The sequence below is a fragment of the Liquorilactobacillus aquaticus DSM 21051 genome (genome assembly GCF_001436755.1).
Taxonomy (GTDB): domain Bacteria; phylum Bacillota; class Bacilli; order Lactobacillales; family Lactobacillaceae; genus Liquorilactobacillus; species Liquorilactobacillus aquaticus.
This window is the reverse complement of the sequence record NZ_AYZD01000017.1, coordinates 37576-57797: the sequence shown is the minus strand read 5'-3', so window position 1 is coordinate 57797 and position 20222 is coordinate 37576. Positions and strand designations below refer to the sequence as shown.

General features: G+C 36.8%; 22 protein-coding genes. 4 read left to right on the top strand and 18 right to left on the bottom strand.

Features of this window, described 5'->3' with window-relative positions; genetic code table 11:
• Positions 1 to 75: 75 nt before the first annotated feature.
• The 3 genes from FC19_RS06160 to FC19_RS06150 form a co-directional block, all read right to left on the bottom strand.
• Positions 76 to 648, bottom strand: coding sequence for an NADPH-dependent F420 reductase (locus tag FC19_RS06160; protein WP_057876122.1), 573 nt, complete (start codon positions 646 to 648; stop codon positions 76 to 78).
• Positions 649 to 851: 203 nt separating this feature from the next.
• Positions 852 to 1823, bottom strand: coding sequence for a Gfo/Idh/MocA family protein (locus FC19_RS06155; protein WP_057876121.1), 972 nt, complete (start codon positions 1821 to 1823; stop codon positions 852 to 854).
• A complete protein-coding gene (locus FC19_RS06150) occupies positions 1823 to 2860 on the bottom strand; it encodes a Gfo/Idh/MocA family oxidoreductase (protein WP_057876120.1) in 1038 nt (345 codons plus the stop codon). Before FC19_RS06150 ends, FC19_RS06155 begins: the two co-directional genes overlap by 1 nt.
• 200 nt (positions 2861 to 3060) lie before the next feature.
• Here FC19_RS06150 and FC19_RS06145 point away from each other — a divergent pair, with 200 nt between their 5' ends.
• Positions 3061 to 3951: a MurR/RpiR family transcriptional regulator gene (locus tag FC19_RS06145; protein WP_057876119.1), complete on the top strand. Its 891-nt coding sequence runs from the start codon at positions 3061 to 3063 to the stop codon at positions 3949 to 3951.
• 163 nt (positions 3952 to 4114) lie between these two features.
• Here FC19_RS06145 and FC19_RS06140 read toward each other — a convergent pair whose 3' ends face one another.
• From FC19_RS06140 to FC19_RS06130, 3 genes are all read right to left on the bottom strand, one after another.
• Positions 4115 to 5416 (bottom strand): alkyl/aryl-sulfatase, encoded by a 1302-nt coding sequence (locus tag FC19_RS06140; protein ID WP_057876118.1) that lies wholly within the window; start codon positions 5414 to 5416, stop codon positions 4115 to 4117.
• 150 nt (positions 5417 to 5566) lie between these two features.
• On the bottom strand, positions 5567 to 6301 hold the full coding sequence (locus tag FC19_RS06135) for a DUF4811 domain-containing protein (protein WP_057876117.1): 735 nt from the start codon (positions 6299 to 6301) through the stop codon (positions 5567 to 5569).
• Positions 6298 to 7794 carry an MDR family MFS transporter gene (locus FC19_RS06130; RefSeq protein ID WP_057876116.1) on the bottom strand — a complete coding sequence of 499 codons (1497 nt, stop codon included), beginning with the start codon at positions 7792 to 7794 and terminating at the stop codon, positions 6298 to 6300. Before FC19_RS06130 ends, FC19_RS06135 begins: the two co-directional genes overlap by 4 nt.
• 192 nt (positions 7795 to 7986) lie before the next feature.
• Between FC19_RS06130 and FC19_RS06125 the strand changes: the two genes are divergently transcribed.
• A complete protein-coding gene (locus FC19_RS06125) occupies positions 7987 to 8589 on the top strand; it encodes a TetR/AcrR family transcriptional regulator (RefSeq protein ID WP_057876115.1) in 603 nt (200 codons plus the stop codon).
• Between the two features lie 233 nt (positions 8590 to 8822).
• Here the strand turns inward: FC19_RS06125 and FC19_RS06120 are convergent, their stop codons facing one another.
• The 5 genes from FC19_RS06120 to FC19_RS06105 all read right to left on the bottom strand — a co-directional run bounded on the left by FC19_RS06120 (position 8823) and on the right by FC19_RS06105 (position 11457).
• On the bottom strand, positions 8823 to 9566 hold the full coding sequence (locus FC19_RS06120) for a metallophosphoesterase family protein (protein ID WP_235809328.1): 744 nt from the start codon (positions 9564 to 9566) through the stop codon (positions 8823 to 8825).
• A 119-nt stretch (positions 9567 to 9685) separates the two neighbouring features.
• Positions 9686 to 10009 (bottom strand): TOBE domain-containing protein, encoded by a 324-nt coding sequence (locus tag FC19_RS11775; protein ID WP_057876114.1) that lies wholly within the window; start codon positions 10007 to 10009, stop codon positions 9686 to 9688.
• Entirely contained in the window at positions 10006 to 10179 is a 174-nt protein-coding gene (locus tag FC19_RS11770) for a hypothetical protein (RefSeq protein ID WP_235809327.1), read from the bottom strand. The genes FC19_RS11775 and FC19_RS11770 overlap by 4 nt, the downstream gene beginning before the upstream one ends.
• Positions 10172 to 10393 (bottom strand): ATP-binding cassette domain-containing protein, encoded by a 222-nt coding sequence (locus FC19_RS11765; protein WP_057876113.1) that lies wholly within the window; start codon positions 10391 to 10393, stop codon positions 10172 to 10174. The genes FC19_RS11770 and FC19_RS11765 overlap by 8 nt, the downstream gene beginning before the upstream one ends.
• A 95-nt stretch (positions 10394 to 10488) precedes the next feature.
• Positions 10489 to 11457: a sugar-binding transcriptional regulator gene (locus FC19_RS06105; protein ID WP_057876112.1), complete on the bottom strand. Its 969-nt coding sequence runs from the start codon at positions 11455 to 11457 to the stop codon at positions 10489 to 10491.
• 116 nt (positions 11458 to 11573) lie between these two features.
• Here FC19_RS06105 and FC19_RS11330 point away from each other — a divergent pair, with 116 nt between their 5' ends.
• Together FC19_RS11330 and FC19_RS12000 are read left to right on the top strand one after the other, a co-directional pair.
• Entirely contained in the window at positions 11574 to 11921 is a 348-nt protein-coding gene (locus tag FC19_RS11330; RefSeq protein ID WP_268872813.1) for a PucR family transcriptional regulator ligand-binding domain-containing protein, read from the top strand.
• 100 nt (positions 11922 to 12021) lie between these two features.
• Positions 12022 to 12129 carry a helix-turn-helix domain-containing protein gene (locus FC19_RS12000; protein WP_420805494.1) on the top strand — a complete coding sequence of 36 codons (108 nt, stop codon included), beginning with the start codon at positions 12022 to 12024 and terminating at the stop codon, positions 12127 to 12129.
• Between the two features lie 375 nt (positions 12130 to 12504).
• Here the strand turns inward: FC19_RS12000 and FC19_RS06100 are convergent, their stop codons facing one another.
• The 7 genes from FC19_RS06100 to FC19_RS11650 all read right to left on the bottom strand — a co-directional run.
• Complete coding sequence (locus FC19_RS06100) at positions 12505 to 13860, bottom strand: dihydrolipoyl dehydrogenase family protein (protein WP_057876111.1); 1356 nt, start codon at positions 13858 to 13860, stop codon at positions 12505 to 12507.
• A 20-nt stretch (positions 13861 to 13880) separates the two neighbouring features.
• Entirely contained in the window at positions 13881 to 14813 is a 933-nt protein-coding gene (locus FC19_RS06095) for an NADP-dependent oxidoreductase (RefSeq protein ID WP_057876110.1), read from the bottom strand.
• Entirely contained in the window at positions 14810 to 15307 is a 498-nt protein-coding gene (locus FC19_RS06090) for a MarR family winged helix-turn-helix transcriptional regulator (RefSeq protein WP_157061273.1), read from the bottom strand. Before FC19_RS06090 ends, FC19_RS06095 begins: the two co-directional genes overlap by 4 nt.
• Before the next feature lie 219 nt (positions 15308 to 15526).
• A complete protein-coding gene (yidA, locus tag FC19_RS06085) occupies positions 15527 to 16363 on the bottom strand; it encodes a sugar-phosphatase (RefSeq protein WP_420805490.1) in 837 nt (278 codons plus the stop codon).
• A gap of 222 nt (positions 16364 to 16585) precedes the next feature.
• A complete protein-coding gene (locus FC19_RS06080) occupies positions 16586 to 17095 on the bottom strand; it encodes a GNAT family N-acetyltransferase (RefSeq protein ID WP_057876108.1) in 510 nt (169 codons plus the stop codon).
• A gap of 111 nt (positions 17096 to 17206) precedes the next feature.
• Entirely contained in the window at positions 17207 to 19795 is a 2589-nt protein-coding gene (locus FC19_RS06075) for a YfhO family protein (RefSeq protein ID WP_057876107.1), read from the bottom strand.
• An 88-nt stretch (positions 19796 to 19883) separates the two neighbouring features.
• Positions 19884 to 20222: LPXTG cell wall anchor domain-containing protein (locus tag FC19_RS11650; protein WP_187327539.1), on the bottom strand; the 339-nt coding region annotated here is incomplete at its 5' end.

Here is a 20222-nt window from a genome sequence, read left to right as displayed (position 1 = left end):
TCCTCAGAAACTGACACGGTGTGTACAACCATCAATTAAGTTTCTGGGGATATTTTTTAGTTAACACTATAGATCTTATTTGATTACTCCAAACCCGCCAGCCCATGTTAATTTCTCTCTTGCAGCCAAGGTCATTTGCAAAAAGCCTGTTGCTTCAAGTTCACGTGCTCGCTTAAGAGATCCAGCATCAGTAACGACCAGCCCACTCTTTTCAAGAGCTGCAGCAAACTTTTCTTTTGCCTCTTTATTATCACCAGCGACTAAAACCGTTGTTTTTTCCTTGCCACCGACTTTTTGACTTGTTAAAGTTGCTGCAAAATTAGTGTTAAATGCTTTTAACACGTTTGAATCTGGCAGCTTTTCTGCGATCTCTGCAGCTACTGAACTGTCTGAAGAAACAACCAATTCATCAAATGTAGCAAAATTAACAGGATTCGTAATATCTACCACTATCTTGCCACTAAGTTCATCAGCATATCTAGTAATAATATCTTCAACTGATGCATAAGGAACAGCAAGTACAACGATTTCGCCTAAGCTGTCAACAGTTGTATCTCTTTTTATATACTCAACTTCATTGCCTGCTTGGGAAAAATTTTCACCGATTGCCTTGCCCATATTACCTTGTCCAAAAATACTAATCTTCATTAGATTACCTCCTCAGATAATTGCTAAAGTAACTTTTGTAGTTACATCTTACAGAGATAATTTTACACTTTTTTCCAACAGAGTCAACCAAAAAGATCTAGGATATATCCTCATATAGTTTTGCTACAACAAACAGGTTCGCTATCATTCTCTCTTTAATCGTTTTTAGTTATAGATTGAACTTTGAACAACACGGTTGAGCATTAACTTAGTCCTGCTGATTTTCTCGCTAGATCAACAACCTGCATAACTTTCAAACTATGGTTTAATTTAGCTTCCACGAAAGTCATATCATGCTCGGCAATTACCTTATTAAACGTTTTAAATTCTTCAAACATCCGATGCCCATTTACCTTATGATCCTCTTGAACAGCCTGTTGTTTGTTGAGATGAACTGTATATTTGTCAATAACATTAGTTGGGCCGTCTATAACAATTGAGCCGTCTTCTCCTTGAATAGTTGAGTGGATGTCTGCAGTTGAGTCCTTAGCCCCGATACTCACGACTTTGATACTTTCGTAATCCATAACAAGAACACCTGATGTATCCACTTCATGAGCTATATTGGCAAAATAGTTAACCTTTTTCGGCATACCCAGTAATCCAACTACAAAATGAATATTATAGATATTGAGGTCCATCAAGGCGCCCCCGCCAAATTTAGGATTGAACGCCGGCAAAATAGTTCCCTCTTTGAAAGCATTGTAACGCGAAGAGTATTGCGAATAATTACACTCTATCACTTTTATAGTGCCTAACTTCTTCAAAGAATCCTGAATACCTTTGTAATTACTCAAATACTGATTAGTAATTGCTTCCAAAAGAACCAGATTGTTTTCCAAGGCTATGGAACGTAGCTCTTCTAACTCTCTAAGATTCAATGTGAAAGGTTTCTCACAAATCACATTTTTCCCTGCTTGCAAGGCTCTTTTGGCGAAAGAATAATGCAGATGATTTGGAACAGCTACATAGACCGTATCTACATCTTCGTTCGCCAAACTCTGCTCTAAGTCCGTATAGACACTTTTAATCGAGTATTTTTCCTTCAACTGATTCATAACGTCTATGTCCATGTCGGTACCGATAATTGCTTGCAATTTTATTTCTGGGATCTCAACAATCATGCTCAAAAAGTCTTTAACAATCATTCCAGCTCCTACTATCGCTAACTTCATTATTTTTCCCCTCGTTTCTTTTCATCCATGCTCTTGATTCCTGCTTCCAGTATTTCCATTTGGTGTATTGTTTCAAGATCCTTGATAACTTTAGGCTTTTTTTCGATAATTGAATCGTAGACGCCTTGGTACACACGGCTGTAGTCGCCTACCTCTGAGATAACTTTTTCTTCATGATACTTATTCTTATCATCAAGGTACGTTAAAGTCCCATAATGTTCGGGTAGATCTATTCCAAAATCTGCATGTTCAGGCATATAAAATAATTTTAAATGCTCTTCTTGTCGATCCTTTGTTGTTTTAACAAATACACCTTTCGTTCCATAAACAACAAAACTTGGTCTCGGTTTCAAGCGGAAATAACTTGATTTAATTGATACCTTTAGTTTTCCGTAATAGAAATCAAGATCAAAATAATCATTCATACGATTTTCACCCAACAACTGGCGAACATCGTAATGAATATCATCAGGGTCACCAAAATAACTTAATACTTGATCGACCGTATGACATCCATGTCCATACAGATAACTAAACTCTTTTGAAAATTTTTTTACGTTTAATGGAACTTCGGGCCGGAAATAATCATAATGCATCTCAACCTCTAGAAGTTCCCCTAACTTGCCGCTCTCAATTACTTTTTGTGTCGTTAAAAAATCAGAATCAAAGCGTCGGTTCTGATAGCACTGCAAGAACAGGCCCTTTGCCTTGGCCAGTCGAAATAATTCTTTGGCATCTTGCGAGTTCTCGGTGAAAGGTTTTTCAATCAACGCATTTTTACCGTGCTGCAAGATTAATTTTGCATAATGATAATGCCATTTCAACGGTGTAGTTACAACAACTAGTTGGATTTCTTCATCTTCAAGAATATCTGCTAATTCTGTTGTATAATGTACACCCTCGATTGGTTTCCAGCGGATTTTACCTGATGGTGAATAGATTGTTTTTACCTGTATTTTATCTTTTAATTTCAATGCAAAAGGCAGATGATAACGATTCGTACTTTTCCCATTTCCAATGTAAGCAATTTTTAACATTTGAAGTCCCTCCTGTTTTTTCAAGATGTTGCCTTCATTATAAGTGACAAAGAATCTTTTTCGTACGCATAGGTGCTATTCTGGTACTGAGTTTCAATTTTTCAGCTGGAGAGTAACAACTTCTGAACATTAAGTTCAAAATATTTTTCTTGTCCTTCTTTTTTCGATTAGATACAATAAATGCGAATGGGAGGCTCATTATGTTAATTTTAGATAAATTGCGCAATCAAGCAGATTTTACTGCAACTGAAAAAAGAATTGCAGACTACGTTCTGCAAAATCTTACTACAATTCCTGATAGTTACATTCAGAACTTGGCAACCAAAACATATACATCACATTCAGCTATCATCCGTTTGTGTAAGAAACTAGGTTTTCACGGTTTTCGCGAATTCAAAACAGCTATCGCAGAGACAGTCTATTCTCAAATGCATACAATGCATGAAGTCGATGTCAACTTTCCCTTCAAACCGACCGATGCGCCCATGATAATTGCAAAAAAACTGTCTGATTTAACTACCAGTACTGTTCAAAAAGCCATGATGCAGTTAGACAACAAGTTGCTCAACAATGCAGTCGACATACTCCTAAGTAGTAAAAGGATCTTCTTGTTTTCCCAAGGCGACTCTCAATTGCGAGCCCGCAGTTTTCAAAATAAACTCATTAAGATCAACAAGTTTTCAATAATTGCTGAAGAATATGTAGATGAGACTTGGAACGCAGTCAATCTGACTCCGGAAGATTGTGCCTTCTTTATCTCATACAGAGGAGCCGTGCCTCTATACAAAAATCTTATCGAATATTTTCATTCCGAAAAAATACCAACAATTGTGCTGACAGGCAATCCTCAATCCCCTCTGCTTAAGTACTCAGATGTCAAACTAATCACTATTCAAGATGAATACGATTTTGCAAAGATTGCAACTTTTTCATCTCAAACCGCTTTTGAATATATTTTAGATACGCTGTTCTCAGCACTTTATGTTCGTGAGTATCGAAAGAATATCATAAGTCTCAAAAAGAAGCAGACTTTAATGCAGAACGGTATTTTATCAAATAATAAAAATACTACTCAAAACACAGACCGCTAGATTTTCTTTGCTGCTAAAAAAATTATGTAGTGGGGCTAAATCTCGAACCGCAAATTTATGACCGGTCAAAAAAAGCCAAGAAATGATTCAAAAGTTAGTTTTTGAATTACTCCTTGGCTTTTAATTTATAAACACACCGAATTACTTATTTTTTTATATTTTCTTAATTCGCTTGCAGCCCTTTTTCGATGTTGCCTTCCAATTCTTTAGCACAATTAAGATAATAATGTCTTCCTGAAGCAGATGTTTCCTCATCGGCTAACTCTTTAAATGCTTTTGCTTTCCATCTTAGAGCCAGCTCGTTTTTTTCATCTGTTTTCAAAATTACATCACATAGTTCAGCTGCCATCTGAAAGTGCTGTTGACTGAACTCTGTCTGAATTGCTTTTTCCAACTTGTCACGTGAAATTAGGTCGAGCAGTTTTTGGTTAAAAATACTCTCAGGCAGGCAGTTAAGATTGGTTGCATTACCATCAAACCAACCGACATAACCATTAAAAATCGAACGAACCGACCACGCTACTGTTCCATAATACTCACCTAAATATGGAAGTTCTCGTAATTTCTCAGGAAGCTGAACCTTCTCAACTGTTTGTGAAATGCTTAGACCCATATCGATACAGTGCAACGTCTCGGACAACACCCAGGCAATAGCATCACGATAATTTTTTAAGACTGTTGCAATTTCACGCGCGCCTTGAATGACTTGTGTATGACCAGGTAGAAGATATTCCGCTGGGTATTGCCGAATCATATCCAGCGAATCAATCCAACTTGCAACGTCGCGATATTGCGTCCCTCTGAGAGCATAAAGATTAGGCCAACATGCGTAATAGCTATCTCCACAAAACATAGCTTGATCACGCGAATCCCAAATAAAGATCTCGTCATCGCTTTCACCAACAGCAGAAACCAGCTTCAAGTGAACGCCATCAATAGTCCGCTCAACTGTGCCATTAGTATCATAAACCGTTGTCGGAGCCAAGAATTCCGTGTCTCCTTCACCAATAGCTGTGCCTTTTTCTCTTTTACCAATACCCATCGAAATCAGCTCAGCGTCATTCAGATGATAACCGAATTGATAATCTGCACGTTTGTAAGAAGCATGTTGAAGATGATCATAGTACTTCAGTACCGGTTTCTGTGCCTTAAAAGCAATTATTTCTTTGACCGTGTCCTTAAATACTCCGGCCCCTCCACGATGGTCTGGATGTCCATGTGTATAGATGATAGTTTCAACAGGCTTATGAAACTTTTCTTCAATAATCTGTTTCAATTTTTCCGCACGAGTTATGCTATCTAAAGTATCAATTAAGATTACCGACCTGCTGCCTGCAATGGCCCCTGCATTACTATGACCAAGTCCTACCACATGAATTAAATTTGGGTTGGGTGAGAAAATTTGAAATTTATGCTGGGTGTTAGAAAACTGGCGTAATTTTTCAGCACCATTTTTAATCAACATAGGCTGTGGATCCCTTCTCTAATAATTTTCATTCCTTTATAAATATTACAGCATACATTGTTTTTTGTCTTCAATATGCTCGCAGCCTATTATTTGCCGCGCACATCTTGCAATTTTTCTCTTTACATGCTTTTCAGAAAATTTTAATAATCAATCTTTTTTAATTTCGTTAATAATCTGCTCGACAGCTTTCTTTTGAGCTTGGGCTGAAAGCTGTTTTATCAATGCTGCTTGAGCGGCCTGATCTTTCGCAAGCGATGGGTTCTCTTCGATTTTTGCTGCCATTTCTGTTTTGACATCCCTGCTGATTTGTTCTTTGAGCTGGGCCTGTGCTTGAGAACTTTTCAAGCGCTTTTTAAGTCTTTGAGCTTGTGAAACAGACAATCTCTCCCACGACTTTGGCAAGATCAATGTATTTATTCTTTTAATAAGCTGCTTGTTGTTTTGAGCTATCCCAAATAAGAACTTATATGTCTTAGATTTATACGTCCAACGTGTTTCTGCTGTTTTTAAGTAAGCTTGTTCATCAGGCGAAACCGCAACCTTGTTTGAAGTATACTCATTAGCCTGAGTGTGCTTAGGCGTTTTTTGATTTTTCTTTGAGGCATAGATCCAAACATTCTCTTTGCCTTTTGTCCCAATTGGTCTATATAAAATTAACTTAGTTTCTCCAAAAGTACTGACCGGATAGATCTGTTGCTGCTTAATGCTAGTTGTTTTGGTCATGCCGTAATGGCTATAAAAATTCGCAACAATCATAAAAATAGATAGCAGCATTACGAATGCTGAAATAGCTGCAGTCAGCAAGCGTTTCTTTTTCTCAGCTACATATACATAGCTTATAAAGAAGCAGATGGTTGAGATCGTTAAAATCAATAAAATCATAGATTGCTCTCTCCTTTCATTTCCGATTTTTCTGACTTTTCAGGGCCAACCTTACGAGACTTTTCATCCTTCATAGTTAAGGCAATAATAAAACCGCCGATACAGAAGGCAGTTGCAATCCAAAAAGCAGCATGATACCCATAGATCGTTGCATTCAAAGCTTTCACTTTATAAAGCAACGGTTCAGATGTGAGGAGACCCTTCCCCGGCATTTGGTTCTTAGTCGAATTAGAAAGAACCGACACTAGGATTGCCGTCCCGATCGAACTTGCAACTTGGCGTACTGTATTATTAACAGCCGTTCCATGTGCAATCAAATTATCTGGTAAAGCATTCATAGCCGAAGTTGTTGTCGGCATCATCACCATTGAAATACCGAACATCCTTACTGCATACAGAAAAGTAACATAAATAATAGGCGTTTGTTTGGTAATCATTACAAAAGGAATAGTCCCAGCAGTTAACAGGAACAGACCTGCAACCGATAATCTTTTAGCACCTACTTGATCAAATGCACGACCAGTGACAGGACTCATCACAGCCATCATTAAAGCCCCCGGTAAGAGTATCAGCCCCGAGTTCAGAGCACTCATCCCATGTATCGTCTGCAAGTAAATCGGCACAATCATTTCAACCCCAACCATCGCGACCATAACGCAGGAGGTTAAGAGTGTGGGAATAGTAAATTGTTTATAACCAAAAACTTTAATCTGCAAAAACGGCTCATCCATCTTAAACTGACGGCGAGCGAAGAATGCAATTAAGGCAACCCCTATGAAAAGTGAAAGAAGCACAGTTTTAGAGAGCCAACCATCGTTTCCAACAGATGAAAAACCATATAGTAATGATCCAAAACCAAAGGTCGACAAGAAAAGCGACAACCAATCTAGTTTTGGCTTGGAAGTTTTGATAACTGGTTTCATGAAGAGAAGTGCTAAAATGATAACAATCGCGACAATTGGCACAATCATGCCAAATAAATATCTCCATGACCAAGTATCAATAATCCAGCCAGACAATGTAGGTCCGATAGCGGGAGCTACACCAATAACAACTCCTGCAATCCCCATTGATGAACCACGCTTTTCAATCGGAAAAATCGAGAGCATGATTGTTTGCAGCAAAGGCATTGAAATTCCGACCCCGACCGCTTGTATTAGACGTCCTGCCAGTAAAATACCGTAATTTGGTGACGTCCAAGCGAGAACAGTCCCCACTTCAAAGATAACCATCGCAGCAATATAAAGCCACTTTGTATTGAAACGGTTCGAGAGCCATGCTGAGACGGGAATCATAATCCCATTAACTAACAGAAAACCCGTGGTTAACCATTGAACCGTCGATGTCGAAATGTCGAATGCTTTCATTAATGTGGGAAAAGCGGTCGTTAAAATCGTTTGATTTAAAACCGTGCAGAAAGTCCCAATAAGCAGAACAATAACTAACATAATCTTATTGTATTTCTTTCCATGTGTGTCAACTGAATCAGACATTTTTAATTCCTCCTATGCTGAAATTCTATATAACTAGATTAGGTAACACTACTAGTGTATGATGATTAAATAATTATTCCAGCACAAAACAGGTCACTATGTCTTATATAGGACACAGTGACCTGTTTTGTGCTATAATTTCTACAATTTAAAACGGCAATTATATTTAACGACAAAGCGAGGTCATTTAAGATGGAATATGTGCGTCAAAGAAAACTGACTCAGCAGAAAATTAAAAAAGGCTTCATCTTCTTGATGCAGAACAACAAATTCGAGACAATCACAGTTAATGATATCTCAAAAAAAGCAGAGATCAGTCGCAGCAGTTTTTACAGATACTATTTTGATAAATACGAACTGATGAACGAAATAGAAGATGATATTCTCGAGGCGATAAAAGATTTTCAAAAAAAACAGCTTAATCAAGATACAGCTAACTTTGATATTTCCAACAGCAATTATATAGAAGAATTGTTATTATTCATGGAAAAATATTCCGCTGAAATTAATGGCCTGCTGAACAATAATAGTAATACTTCCTTTGAAAACAAATTAAGAGCAAAACTAACAAATAAATTGTACACAATTGCCAGGAAATCTGTCTCAACTATTAAGATGAATGTGAAGAAAAAACAGGTCTTTCAGCTGGTGGTAGAGTATATGACTGGTATGATTATCCAGACCTTTAAATTTTGGTCTTCACCTGACTGTAAAATGAGTGTAAAAGAATTGTCTGACCTTTTGAATAATATTAAATTAAATGGTTTTTCTAAAATCACCATGTTATTAAAGTGACTAACTATATATTCTAGCACTGCAAGAATTACCAAGTGCGGCCGCAAGTATTTAACAGTTTCTATGATTTGTTTAAAGTTCCCATAAATAGACTTTTTGTTGTCTTTTAACCCACTAGGAAGCAGCATCGAAAATCTTTTACAGTAGGATCGCTCTAAACTAATGATAATTAAGAGAAAATTAATAATACCAGTTTCAAGAATAGAGAGTTATCGATTACGATTGATATCCAATCATTGGTCTTTTACATTTTTTAAATCAATAAAATCTGTCTGCTCAATATCAATTTTATTTATGATCTCTTGCCCCCAGTATAGATATCTATTTTCAATACCTAATTCCGCCGCATTTGAAAGTGTGATTATGTTATAACTAGATGCGTCTCTCACGTAATGCTGATGTTCCTCATGGCAATCAATATGATATGCAGTTGAGTCAGCAACTCCATTCAATATACCTTCTGTTAAATAGGCAATTGGAAAATGTATGTGTCCCGAAAAAAAACCTCTAACATTTCCTTTTTTACAAATTTGCAGTAGCGTTGATCCATTTTGTAAAATACTAAAACGCATGTGGTTTAAAGATGTACCTGCAATAGGATGATGCATAAAAATTAGCGCTGGTCGTTCAGGTTCTTTCTTCAAATTTTCACTTAGCCAGTCTAGTTGTTCTTTGTCAATGTAGCCTTGTTCAATATCTCCAAAGGTAGTGTCCAAAAAACAATTATCTTTTCCATTAATAGAAACCTTGTAATAGTATTTATTTTTAGGTTGCTGTTGCATAAAGCCTTCATAAAAAGCTTCCGTTCTATCATGATTCCCTAACAGTACAAAAATGGATGTACCTAACTCTTGTTCTTTTTCACGCAGAAATTTCCGCAGACGAACGTAATCGTCTAACTTTCCCTCATGAACCAAATCACCCGTTAGCACAATAAATTCCAGTTTCTTTTCTATTTTTTTAACATCGGCAAACACAAGACAAAGCTTATCGTAAGTATCTAACTGCTGATTAAATAAGGGCTTTGCTTCCGCTGGAAAAATGTATATCTGAGATATGAATAATTGTTGTATCTTTCATTATGCAATTCCTTTCTTTAGCCATTAATATTCTTTTTACTTGCATAGTCAAAAAATAAAGTTCTTTTTTCTGTAAACAAAACATAAACAAGGTCGTCATTTTTAAATTCATTATTGGTAATAATTGCCTTGATTGTTTGACCCTTCCCAATGTTCAGTGTCAACTGCTGGTAACGCCCATAATCAATTACTTGATCAACACTGGCAGATAATTCCGGTAACATCTCTTGCGCACGTTTGACAATAACATGCTCTGGTCTAATTCCAAGATATAGTTTTCCATCTGGTAATCCCAAATTTTTCAGATGTTCTGCATTGAGAAATAATGGCCGCTCGTTCAATGTAAGTGTTTCTTTTTGATAATTGCGATCCGGTCTCCCAATGCCATTGTTTCTAGTTGATCATGTGTTACATACACAATCGTCTGCTGATTTTCTTCGTGCAGATTTTGTATTTCATCTCGAGCTTTTTCACGCAACTGAACATCAATATTTAAAAGTGGTTCATCCAACAGAAAAATGTTGCTTTTTTTTAGCCATCCCTCTCCCTAGGGCCACACGTTGCTTTTGTCCACCAGACAATTGCCTCAGAAGGCGATCACGATATGCAGTTAGATTAAGAGTCTCAAGAATTTTTTCTAGCCTACGTTTACACTCTTCTTTTTCTACTTTATGAATCTTCAATGCAAATTCTAAATTCTGATAAACAGTTATATTTGGATACAACGCATAAATCGGGGGTTTTTTTAAATTTAACTTTACCCATAAGTTCTGTACTTTTAATGATTTAAAACTCTTTCACATTTGTGACTATGAAATCACTAAAAATAAAGATGCTTAATTTCCCGAACAACTTTATCGGTAGTAATTAAAATATCAAAAAGATCAGCTTTAAGTCCTCCTATAATAGCTTCGACTTTTCGTTCTCCAGTCGCTACTCCCACGACCGTGTCCATTTTTCTCAACTGAGCCAAACTTGCACCAACAAGATTGGAGTACTTTTCACGGTACTCTTCTCCATCTAATGAAAAGGATTGTGATAACACATCTCCTACCATAGAATTCTTGTATATCTCCCTTGCTTCTTCTTTTTTATAAAAAGCTCGCCAATTATAGTTGTCTACCATTTTTGCACTTCCAACTCCAACAAGCGCAATATTGACTTTATCCCATGCTCGAACAGTACTTCTATTAGTTTCCGTTGAAAGAATTTCTCGCATTACTCTTACTGAATTGATAAATACTGGAGAATCAAGGTAGAAAAGCTTGGAGCTTGGAATTTTATCGCACATTCGATGAACCAGGTGATTGGCTTGGCATGAAATATCAAGCTTTCCCATTGGACTGCCTATCAATGGTAAAATTGAAACATTTTTTAATTTTTTAGAAAGGAAAAAGTTATCAACTACTTTTTTTATTGTTTCACCCCATGACAATCCTATTACGCAGTCATTTTTCATTAAATCATTAAGCAAGGTGTTCGTATAGACCGAAATACTTTCAAGATCTTCATGATAATCACTATTAGTTTCTGTAGGGACAACTATTGCTTGTTTCAAATTGAAATTTTGACGCATAAAGTTTTCTAAATTTTCATTTGCACGACTTGTAGGTGGAGAAACATTAATTTTTACAATACCTACTTCCCTCGCTCTTTTCAGTAATCTGCTAATTTCAGTTCTGTGGATATGAAGTTTTTCTGAAATTTGTTTCTGAGAGTAGTTTCGTTTGTAGTACAGTTCTGACACTTGAATCAATCTTTCTATTTGTTTTGAATTCGAATAAGTCATAAGCACCCCTCTTTCTTAAGTTGATAATATCACAAATGTGAAAAATATGAAAAAGCGTTTACACATTACCCGAAAATGAGATTACCTAGTTCAGTAAACCCACCTATGATTCATTTATCAAAAAAATCATGATAATAGCAACACCATATCTTGATAAGTTGGCAGTTAGCGGTGATTTGCTTCTAACAAGTTTATTTGGTCTCCAAGAATCACACTCATTATCATCTTTCATACAGCAACTAGACAAAATAGAATTAGCTGGTATCGTCCTCAAAAATAATGATTATCTGCAAAAGGTCCCACCATCCCTCATAAACAAATGTAAAAAATTGGAATTACCTCTGATAAATGTTAAAAGTGAAATTCAATACCGCGAAACTATGTCTCACTTTTATCAATTCCAAAGCAAAAATACAGGCCTAACCGAATCAGGTTTGCTTCAATCACTGCTTGTCCCAACTTGACCGATCGATCAGTCTCAGTTAACCAAGAAACTGTCACTTGAATCCAATCTTACTTACCGTGTTCTAATACTGATGACCTTTCACCCACACAAAAAAATAAATTCACTATCGTCTGCATAAAATAGAATCAATTCTAAATATTAATCTAGTGAATGCTGATCAGTATTTTTACCTGCACTTGTCCTGCAAAAACGATTTTTTTGATTAAATCGTTCGAATAACTGTCATTGGACAATAATTGGAAGGTAAATGATCCCTCACAAAACTAAAAAATCGGTATATAAAAACTGGCTTGTTGTTAATTTATTGAAATTTAATATAGCAGTTTTATTTCAACAATGTGCAGTACCGTAAAGCAGCAAAAAGCTTTTAATACTAAATAAAAGGCGCAAACATAATTCGATGTTGTCTATGATTAACTTGTAGTTAAAGTCTCCCTTCCTATAACAACTACTGAAAAAACATTCAAAAAAAAAACTGAAATTTTGAAAAGTCAAAATTTCAGCATTACTTTTAAAACATGATTATTTGTTTTTATACTCCAAAACGAACTGTTATCTACTTCTATTCATTCACAGTCATTTTATTCTGCTTTTAAAGATCCTTCTAAAAAGTTTAATATCCCAATTGTCTGGCTTGGGAAGGCAAAAACTGCCTTTTCTAAGTCTGCAATGGTCATCTTATGTGCAATGATCATTGTCAAAAAGTTTACCAGCTCTGGTGCTTCATCTCCATAAACCGCTGTGCCAACTAAATACTTATCCGCATCAAAGACTGCTGTCACCTCAGCCTGTTCTTCATTTTTTGTCTGGAACAGTAAACGCTGTCCATGAGTAATTGTTTTAATCGTATATTTATCTGGTTCCTTCTGCGCATCTTGAATAGTTACTCCAACTTGGGCGATACGCGGAAGGGTGAAAACAACAGATGCGATCGGCGGATAGACAAGCGCTGCTTTTGTTTTTCCGCTCAAAAGTTTCGCGATATAATTTGATTCAAAAGTCGCCGTCGGGGTTAAGCGCGGAATCATCTTATCAATAACATCCCCTGTTGCAAAAATGTTCGTTTGTGTTGTTTGCAAGTGGTCATTAACTTCGATACCACGCCTATTATAGGCTACCCCTGCGTTCTCCAAACCAAGTTTTTCTACATTCGGAATTCGTCCTGTAGCATCAATAACATAGCTTGTTGCCACTTTAAGATCCGCTTTGGTCGTTACTTCAAGGCCATTTGAAGTCTGTACTACCTCACTGACTGCCTCGTTAAAGTAAAACTTGATCCCTTGTGCTTTCATTGAGTCAACCACTCGTTTTGTATACTTGTCATAGAAACCGCGCAGTGCACTATCTGCAAATTCGATCACGGTAACTTCTGCACCCGCTTGGCGTGCTAATGCTGCAAACTCAAGGGAAACAATGCCTGCACCGATAAATGTAATATGTTTTGGCAACGCAGGCAGATCAAGGAAGTCACGACTGTTGTGCAAATATTCTTTCCCAGGAATATTAAGCAATGCAGGTCTTTGCCCGGTTCCAATGATGATATTTTCTGCATAATATTCCTTGTTATTAACTTCTACCACATGCTCGTCGGTGAATTTCCCATGTCCATTGATAACGTCAATCCCCAAAGTATTAAATATGCCCTCCATTTCATGATGTATGGGCGTAATCGTCTTCTGCTTGTATGCCATTAATTCTGCCCAATCAATCTTCACCTCGCCCGTAATACCAACACCTTTATAAGCTTTGACCTGATGCAGCACATCAGCTGGTCCATCTAAGAGAATCTTCGCATTACAGCCATAATTTGTACATGTTCCCGCAATAGTATCTTCTTCTATAATTGCAACTGTTTTTCCTGCTTGCCGTAATGCCACAGCAGCATGCCAGTTAGCGTGTCCGCTTCCGATAAAAATAATATCATACTTTTTTTCCATCATTATGAGTCTCCTTTTATTTAAGCCTTGATTATAATTTTTCCCTGTGCATGGTGACTTTCGCTTCGCTTATGCGCCGCCTGTAATCCGCTGGAAGTTAGCTCGAAAACACTATCAATTATTACTTTGACTGTGCCTTGAGCAACCAGTTCGCCTAATTGGCTCAACTCTTTTCCATTGGGTTGCAGCCACCATGTTGAAACTGACTGTGTAGCAGATTCTTGCTTTTCAGTGGGGTGCCCGGCAATTGTAACTAAACGTCCTGTTGGTTTTAAAATCTCTAATCCATCATCTATTTGATCAACGGTATCGAAAACCGCATCATAGTCCTTTAAAACATCTACAATCGAGTGGGTGTGATAATCAATGACCTCATCCGCCCCTAATTTTGTTAAAAGCGATTTATTCTTTGGGCTAGCTGTTGTTACAACGTATGCTCCAAGGTACTTAGCAATTTGTATCGCAAAAATACCAACTCCGCCTGCGCCAGCTTGAATCAAAACCTTCTCGTCTTTCTTCACCTTCAAGCGATCTACAATAACCTGCCAAGCTGTCAGACCAGCAAGTGGGATAGCAGCTGCTTCCTCAAAAGAAATACTTTTAGGTTTCAAAGCCACTTTGTCTTCTTTAACTGCTGCAAATTCTGCATAAGTTCCACGTTTACCATCTTCATATATATCCGGACGTGCAAAAACCTCATCGCCCACTTTAAAGGACACAACATCTTTACCAACTTTAGTAATAATTCCAGAAAGGTCCCAGCCTAATACGACCGGAAAGCCCCAATCAAACATTGGCTTCAACAGCCCCAATCGCGCCTTCCAATCAATCGGGTTGATACTAGTCGCAGCTATTTTTACTAAAACTTCATCTGCCGCTATTTGAGGCACCTCAAGGTCTGCTTCATGCAGCATATCTGCAGTTCCGTATTCATCGATTACAATTGCTTTCATTTTTTCTTCTTCCTCTCAAAATTTCTAATAACTCTTATCATTTGTTGATTTAGTTCGCGCTGCTGTGCAATCAGCTGCTCAATAGGTTGATCAGTTTCCTTGATAAAAAGCAGTTGAACAGATCTCACTTTTTCCCTAACTGCATTAAGTCTTTCAAGCGATGAACTCTCCAGTGAGATATCAAGTCGTCTACTGTCGCTCAATGACTTCTTTTTTACTAACCATCCTTTTTTCACAAGTTTTTGAATAACAGGCGTCAAAGTATTTGTTGACAGGTCCAACATCGAGCAAATTGTTGAAAGAGATACTCTTTGTTTTGCATCAACCGCCACAAGTACCATATACTGCAGGTACGTTAAATCAAATGGTTCCAGTATTTGACCATATAAACGATGGAAATAACGATTAGTTGTATATACAGAAAAACAGAATTCATCATAAGGTTCATGCTTTGCTGTTGTAATTAATATCTCCTCCCAATAAGTATCGTACACGACATATAATAGCACAAAGTCAAATGAGGTCAAATAATTTAACTCGCTTCTTTGTTAAATTTGTTTTTCTCTGACTACCTTTTTAAGGCTACAGCACACGAAAAACATTTCTGAACAGCAAAAAAAGCACACCCACCTTAAAAGTGAATTTTTTAAAAATTCAACTCTAAGGGTGTGCCCAGATAAAGTTTCCCAGTAACCACATTCAAGTACTACAAACTATTTCAGCGCATACTTTTCAATAGCTCGTGCTACACCATCATGGTTGTTATCTTCTGTAACTACTTGTGCAGATTTTTTTAATTCTGGAATAGCATTTCCCATTGCAACACCGATTCCAGCAAACTTGATCATACTCAAATCATTTCCGCCATCACCAATTGCCATTAAATTTTCAGAAGTGATCTGCAATTCTTCACAAAGTCTTTTTAGAGCGCTACCTTTGCTGACCCCCTTTGCATTTGCTTCATAATAGAAGGGCGTGCTTCTGGTAAACGTAACTCTGTCTTCCAACTCTGCAAAAGCTGTATAATCCTTCAAAGCTGCTTCTATAATTTCAGGTGGATCAATAAACATGGCTTTGACAATCTTTACATCACGCATTTCAGCGGGTGTCCGATAGGAAACATTTAACGATACCAAACTAGATTCATATATTGTGTACTCTCCGATATCTCGATCAGCCGTATATATTCTATCCTTGCTGATCGCATGAAAATGAAGACCCTTTTTTCGTGCTAAATATTCTAGATCAACATAAGCCTCATAGCCGAGTGGAACAGATGAAATAATTGTTCCATCCGTCGTTTGAACCAATGATCCTCCAAAACTAACAACATACTGGTCTTTTTGTCCATCTAACTGTAGTTGCTCTAGCAGCGGTAAAACTCCCGACAAAGGTCGTCCCGTACAAAGCACAACTTTGATTCCTGCAGCTTTGGCCTTTTGAATCACCAACTTGACAGATGCAGTCAACTTTTTTCCTGAGTTGACCAATGTATCATCAATATCGATTGCAATTGCCTTTATTTTAATATCAAACACTCCCTTACTCACAGATTTTACTCAAAACAGCTGTACCATATTGTAACGTTTTCAACTGATTTTATACACTTAGAAGACTTATTTTTTGAATATATCCTCTTACTAAAGACTTCATGCTGTTTTATCGGCAAACTCAAACTCTTAATTTTATTTTGACTCAATATTGGCTGACATAATCTGGATAGCTTGAAAGACATTTTTAAACGATAATTTTCTTGAACACGTAAGCTAATTTTACAATATTTTAGCCATGTAATATTCATTTACGTACTGACCATTGACAAACATCGAGCACTTTCGTATTCCCTCAGTAATAAAACCATTCTTAGCATACAAATGCCGTGCTATAACATTATTCTGCATAACAGTTAATTCTAAACGTTTAATCGCATTATTTCGTGCCCATTTGTCTAAATCATAAAATAATTTGGACCCGATTCCTTTTCCCTGATAGCCAGAGATAATACCGATAACAAGATACGCTGAGTGCTGTATTCGGCGCGGATTCCCCCTCTCAGCTGATAAGTAACCCACCAATTTGTCATTTTCACTGGCAACTTCTAAGAAATCTATTTTTTCGTTAGCTCGCGCAATAACCTTCTCCAGAGGTTGCAAACTGCTGCTCAGCTTCCCTCTCTCATTAGGTTCATACATCATAGACTGTGTTTCATTATCCAACTGATTCATTAATTGCCATAGATTGCTCACGTCTTCTTTTTGGGGAACTCTGTATTCAAAATTCATATCATTTTCCCTCCTTCATCATGAATCGTGTTCCGCGGAAGTTCTATCTCTAAAAAACATAAACTTAATCCACACTATAGTAGAAAATTACCTCAGCTTGCATTCCAAAATCTACTTTCGATTATTTTTTCTTTGCTTTTTAAACTCAAAAAAAGCAATTGCGGAGAAAATAACTATTCCAGAAAGGCTCGTTAAAACACCTGCTCCTAATCCCTCTGGCCAAAATTGCAAGCTAATTTGATTTTTACCTTTTGCTAGTGGTAACGTTAAAAATGTATTATCAATAGACGTTGTTTTCACGCATCTTCCATTCACTTTTGCTAGCCACCCTGGATCATATGGAATAGAGGTATATAACCAGCTTCTCGCTTGCCGCGTTTTTGCTTCACCCGTGATTTTGCTTGAGTTTATAACTAAAGAGGCTGAATTTCTACTTAGTCTTGCCACAGCAGCAGCATATTTTTTTGTGTCTAACAAAATTACATTCGGCTTTGCAAAGGTCATGCTGGGACTGCCGAATATCTTAGTAGTAAATCGAATTCTTTCACGACTTTGATAATTTCCCAAATCTAAGTATTGACCGACCATTGATAAATTGCTATTACTGATAATATTTTTATTTGGCACTTCTAAACTGATAGTAGCATTCCCGCTTTTTGTCTGCATTAAAAACATACTCAGATAAGCTTGTTCATGAGCAGGAATATCAACTTCCCACGTAATCGTTTGAAGTGAGTTTTCATGCTGAGCATTTAAATAAAAATGTGTTTGATCAGTTGTCGCTTTAGTATTTTGAACATCTACTATTTTAGGTGTCACCGAAGTAAAGTACTTAGTGCTGGAAAGCGCACCACTTACCATATTCATCAACTTGGTTTGATTCCCAAGATTATCAGTTTGTCGAAACTTAATGTTTGCAAGATTGTTGGGGGCAACTACGCCTAATCCTACTTGATATTTATTCTTATAAACACGATACGTCCCGCTGGGTTGTTGCTCAACGAAACCGTACTTGCTAATAGTTCCCTTGGCAATATTCAGCCTAATACCTAATAGACTGTCCATCAAAAGTGTATTGTTTCCATAACTAATATTCAAATTATTGCCACCTGATTTAAATCCCAGCAAATTCATTTGCTCCTGAAACGGGCGATTCCGCATTGAAGAAAAAAGGTCGACTGAACTGTAACCATAATTCAGACCATCATCCCGTGAAATAGGATCTAAAGAGGCCATACGCCACCATTTAGCCTTCCCTTTATATTTTCTGACTGCATTATTGATGTCTGACATATTATTGTTATACAGGCTCGTTTCAGGATAATGCCATTCTATGCCAGTACCATGTATCAAAGCATAGCTGTTAAAACCTATTTCTGCTATAACTAATAAAAACAAAATAAATTTTCTTTGCATATTAAAAAGTGAAGGCTTAACTGCGGCGATTAAAATATAAGCTGCCACTAAAAATAATGTAATTATAAAATTAGTATTTCCTGCATAACGATAATGTCCGAAACTTCCAAGATACGCTACAATTGTCAAAACAAGATAAAACAAACCAATTTTTATAAACTTATTTTTTTCAAGACCAGCTGCCCACGATTTCCCTGCAAGCCAAAATATCAAAAATGACCACACTAAGCTATAGCGATATAGAAACATCGAAGGTGAATGTCCACCCTGCCAAAAAAGATCAAGCGGCTGAAGATAGAAACTTCCGCCAACAATAATTATCAGTATTCCGAAAGCCAGCTTTGATCGCCGCATTATTTTAGAATGAAGAAAAAAAGCAATCGCCAGCATTAAAGGAAATAATCCAATATAAACAAAGGGAACGGTTCCAAACTTTGTTGTATCATAAACACCAGTCATATTTTTTATTACCAAATCCCATAATCCAGAGTTATCAGTCACTAGACCTGTGATCTTTGATAATGGTTCGTGCGTCCTAAGCATATTGAAAATAGTCGGTACGATAATAACACCCGATGTCATTATTGAGCAAATAATCGTTGCAAAATATCTTCCAAGATTGTGCCAATTCATTTTAGATAAACTATAACTCTGCGCAATAAAGTAGAGCAGCGAAAAAAGGCCGACGATATAAGCCATATAAAAATTTGTCAAAAATAATAATGAGTATGCTAGAAAGAGCAAAGTGTATTTTTTCTTCGCCAATAATGTGTCTATACCTCCAATCACTATCGGAAGTATATAAATAGCATCTAACCACATGGGCTGTTCAGCATATGCTACTCCAAAAGACATTAATGCATAGCAGGAACTCAACAAATAATGCTTCCATTCCGCGATGGCAAAACTTCGTTTGCTGTACAAGTAACTCGTTAGGCCGCACAAGCCAAACTTTACCAATGTAATAAGATATACAGCGTTTGGAATATCATATTTATCAAAAAAATATACTAAAAAAGTAACCGGTCCGCCCAGGTAATAACTATATAAACCCAGATAATTCAATCCAAGTGCCGCATTCCAAGTGTATAGCCAACTTTCTTTACCATGAAGCACATCATGAAAACTAGCATAGAAATTAGCAGTTTGTGTAAAAGCATCACTCGCCAAAATGCTCTTAGTACTATCCCAATATATTCCATTTAGATAATAAGCAAACATTATTAAACACAGCGGCAGCAAAAAAGCTAGAATATATCTGGATATTTTCTTTGTTTTTTCCATTGAATAATTGAACCTCCACTTAAAAAAGTGCTACTCCATGTCAACCTATGAAGTAGCACTTTTTTATAAAATTACTGCTCAAAAAATATTAGTCTTTTGTACGTTTATTTTTTCTCAAAATTACTAAACTAACGACCGCCCCTATAAGAAAAGCTATTCCCACGATTGATGCAATCTTATCACTCATCTCACCAGTTTGAGGCAGTGATTTGTTTTTATTTCCTGTACCATTAATTTTTTTATCTGAAGATGTTTGCTTACTTGAAGAAACCAGCGTAACTTTTTGAAGGTCATTACTTATCGTGTCCGCTGTTGCACTTGTCGATGGTTTCTTTGTTGTATTTGTCGTTGTTGTACTGCTTGTTGACGGTTCTTCTGTGGTACCTGTCGTTGTTGTACTGCTTGTTGATGGTTCTTCTGTGATACT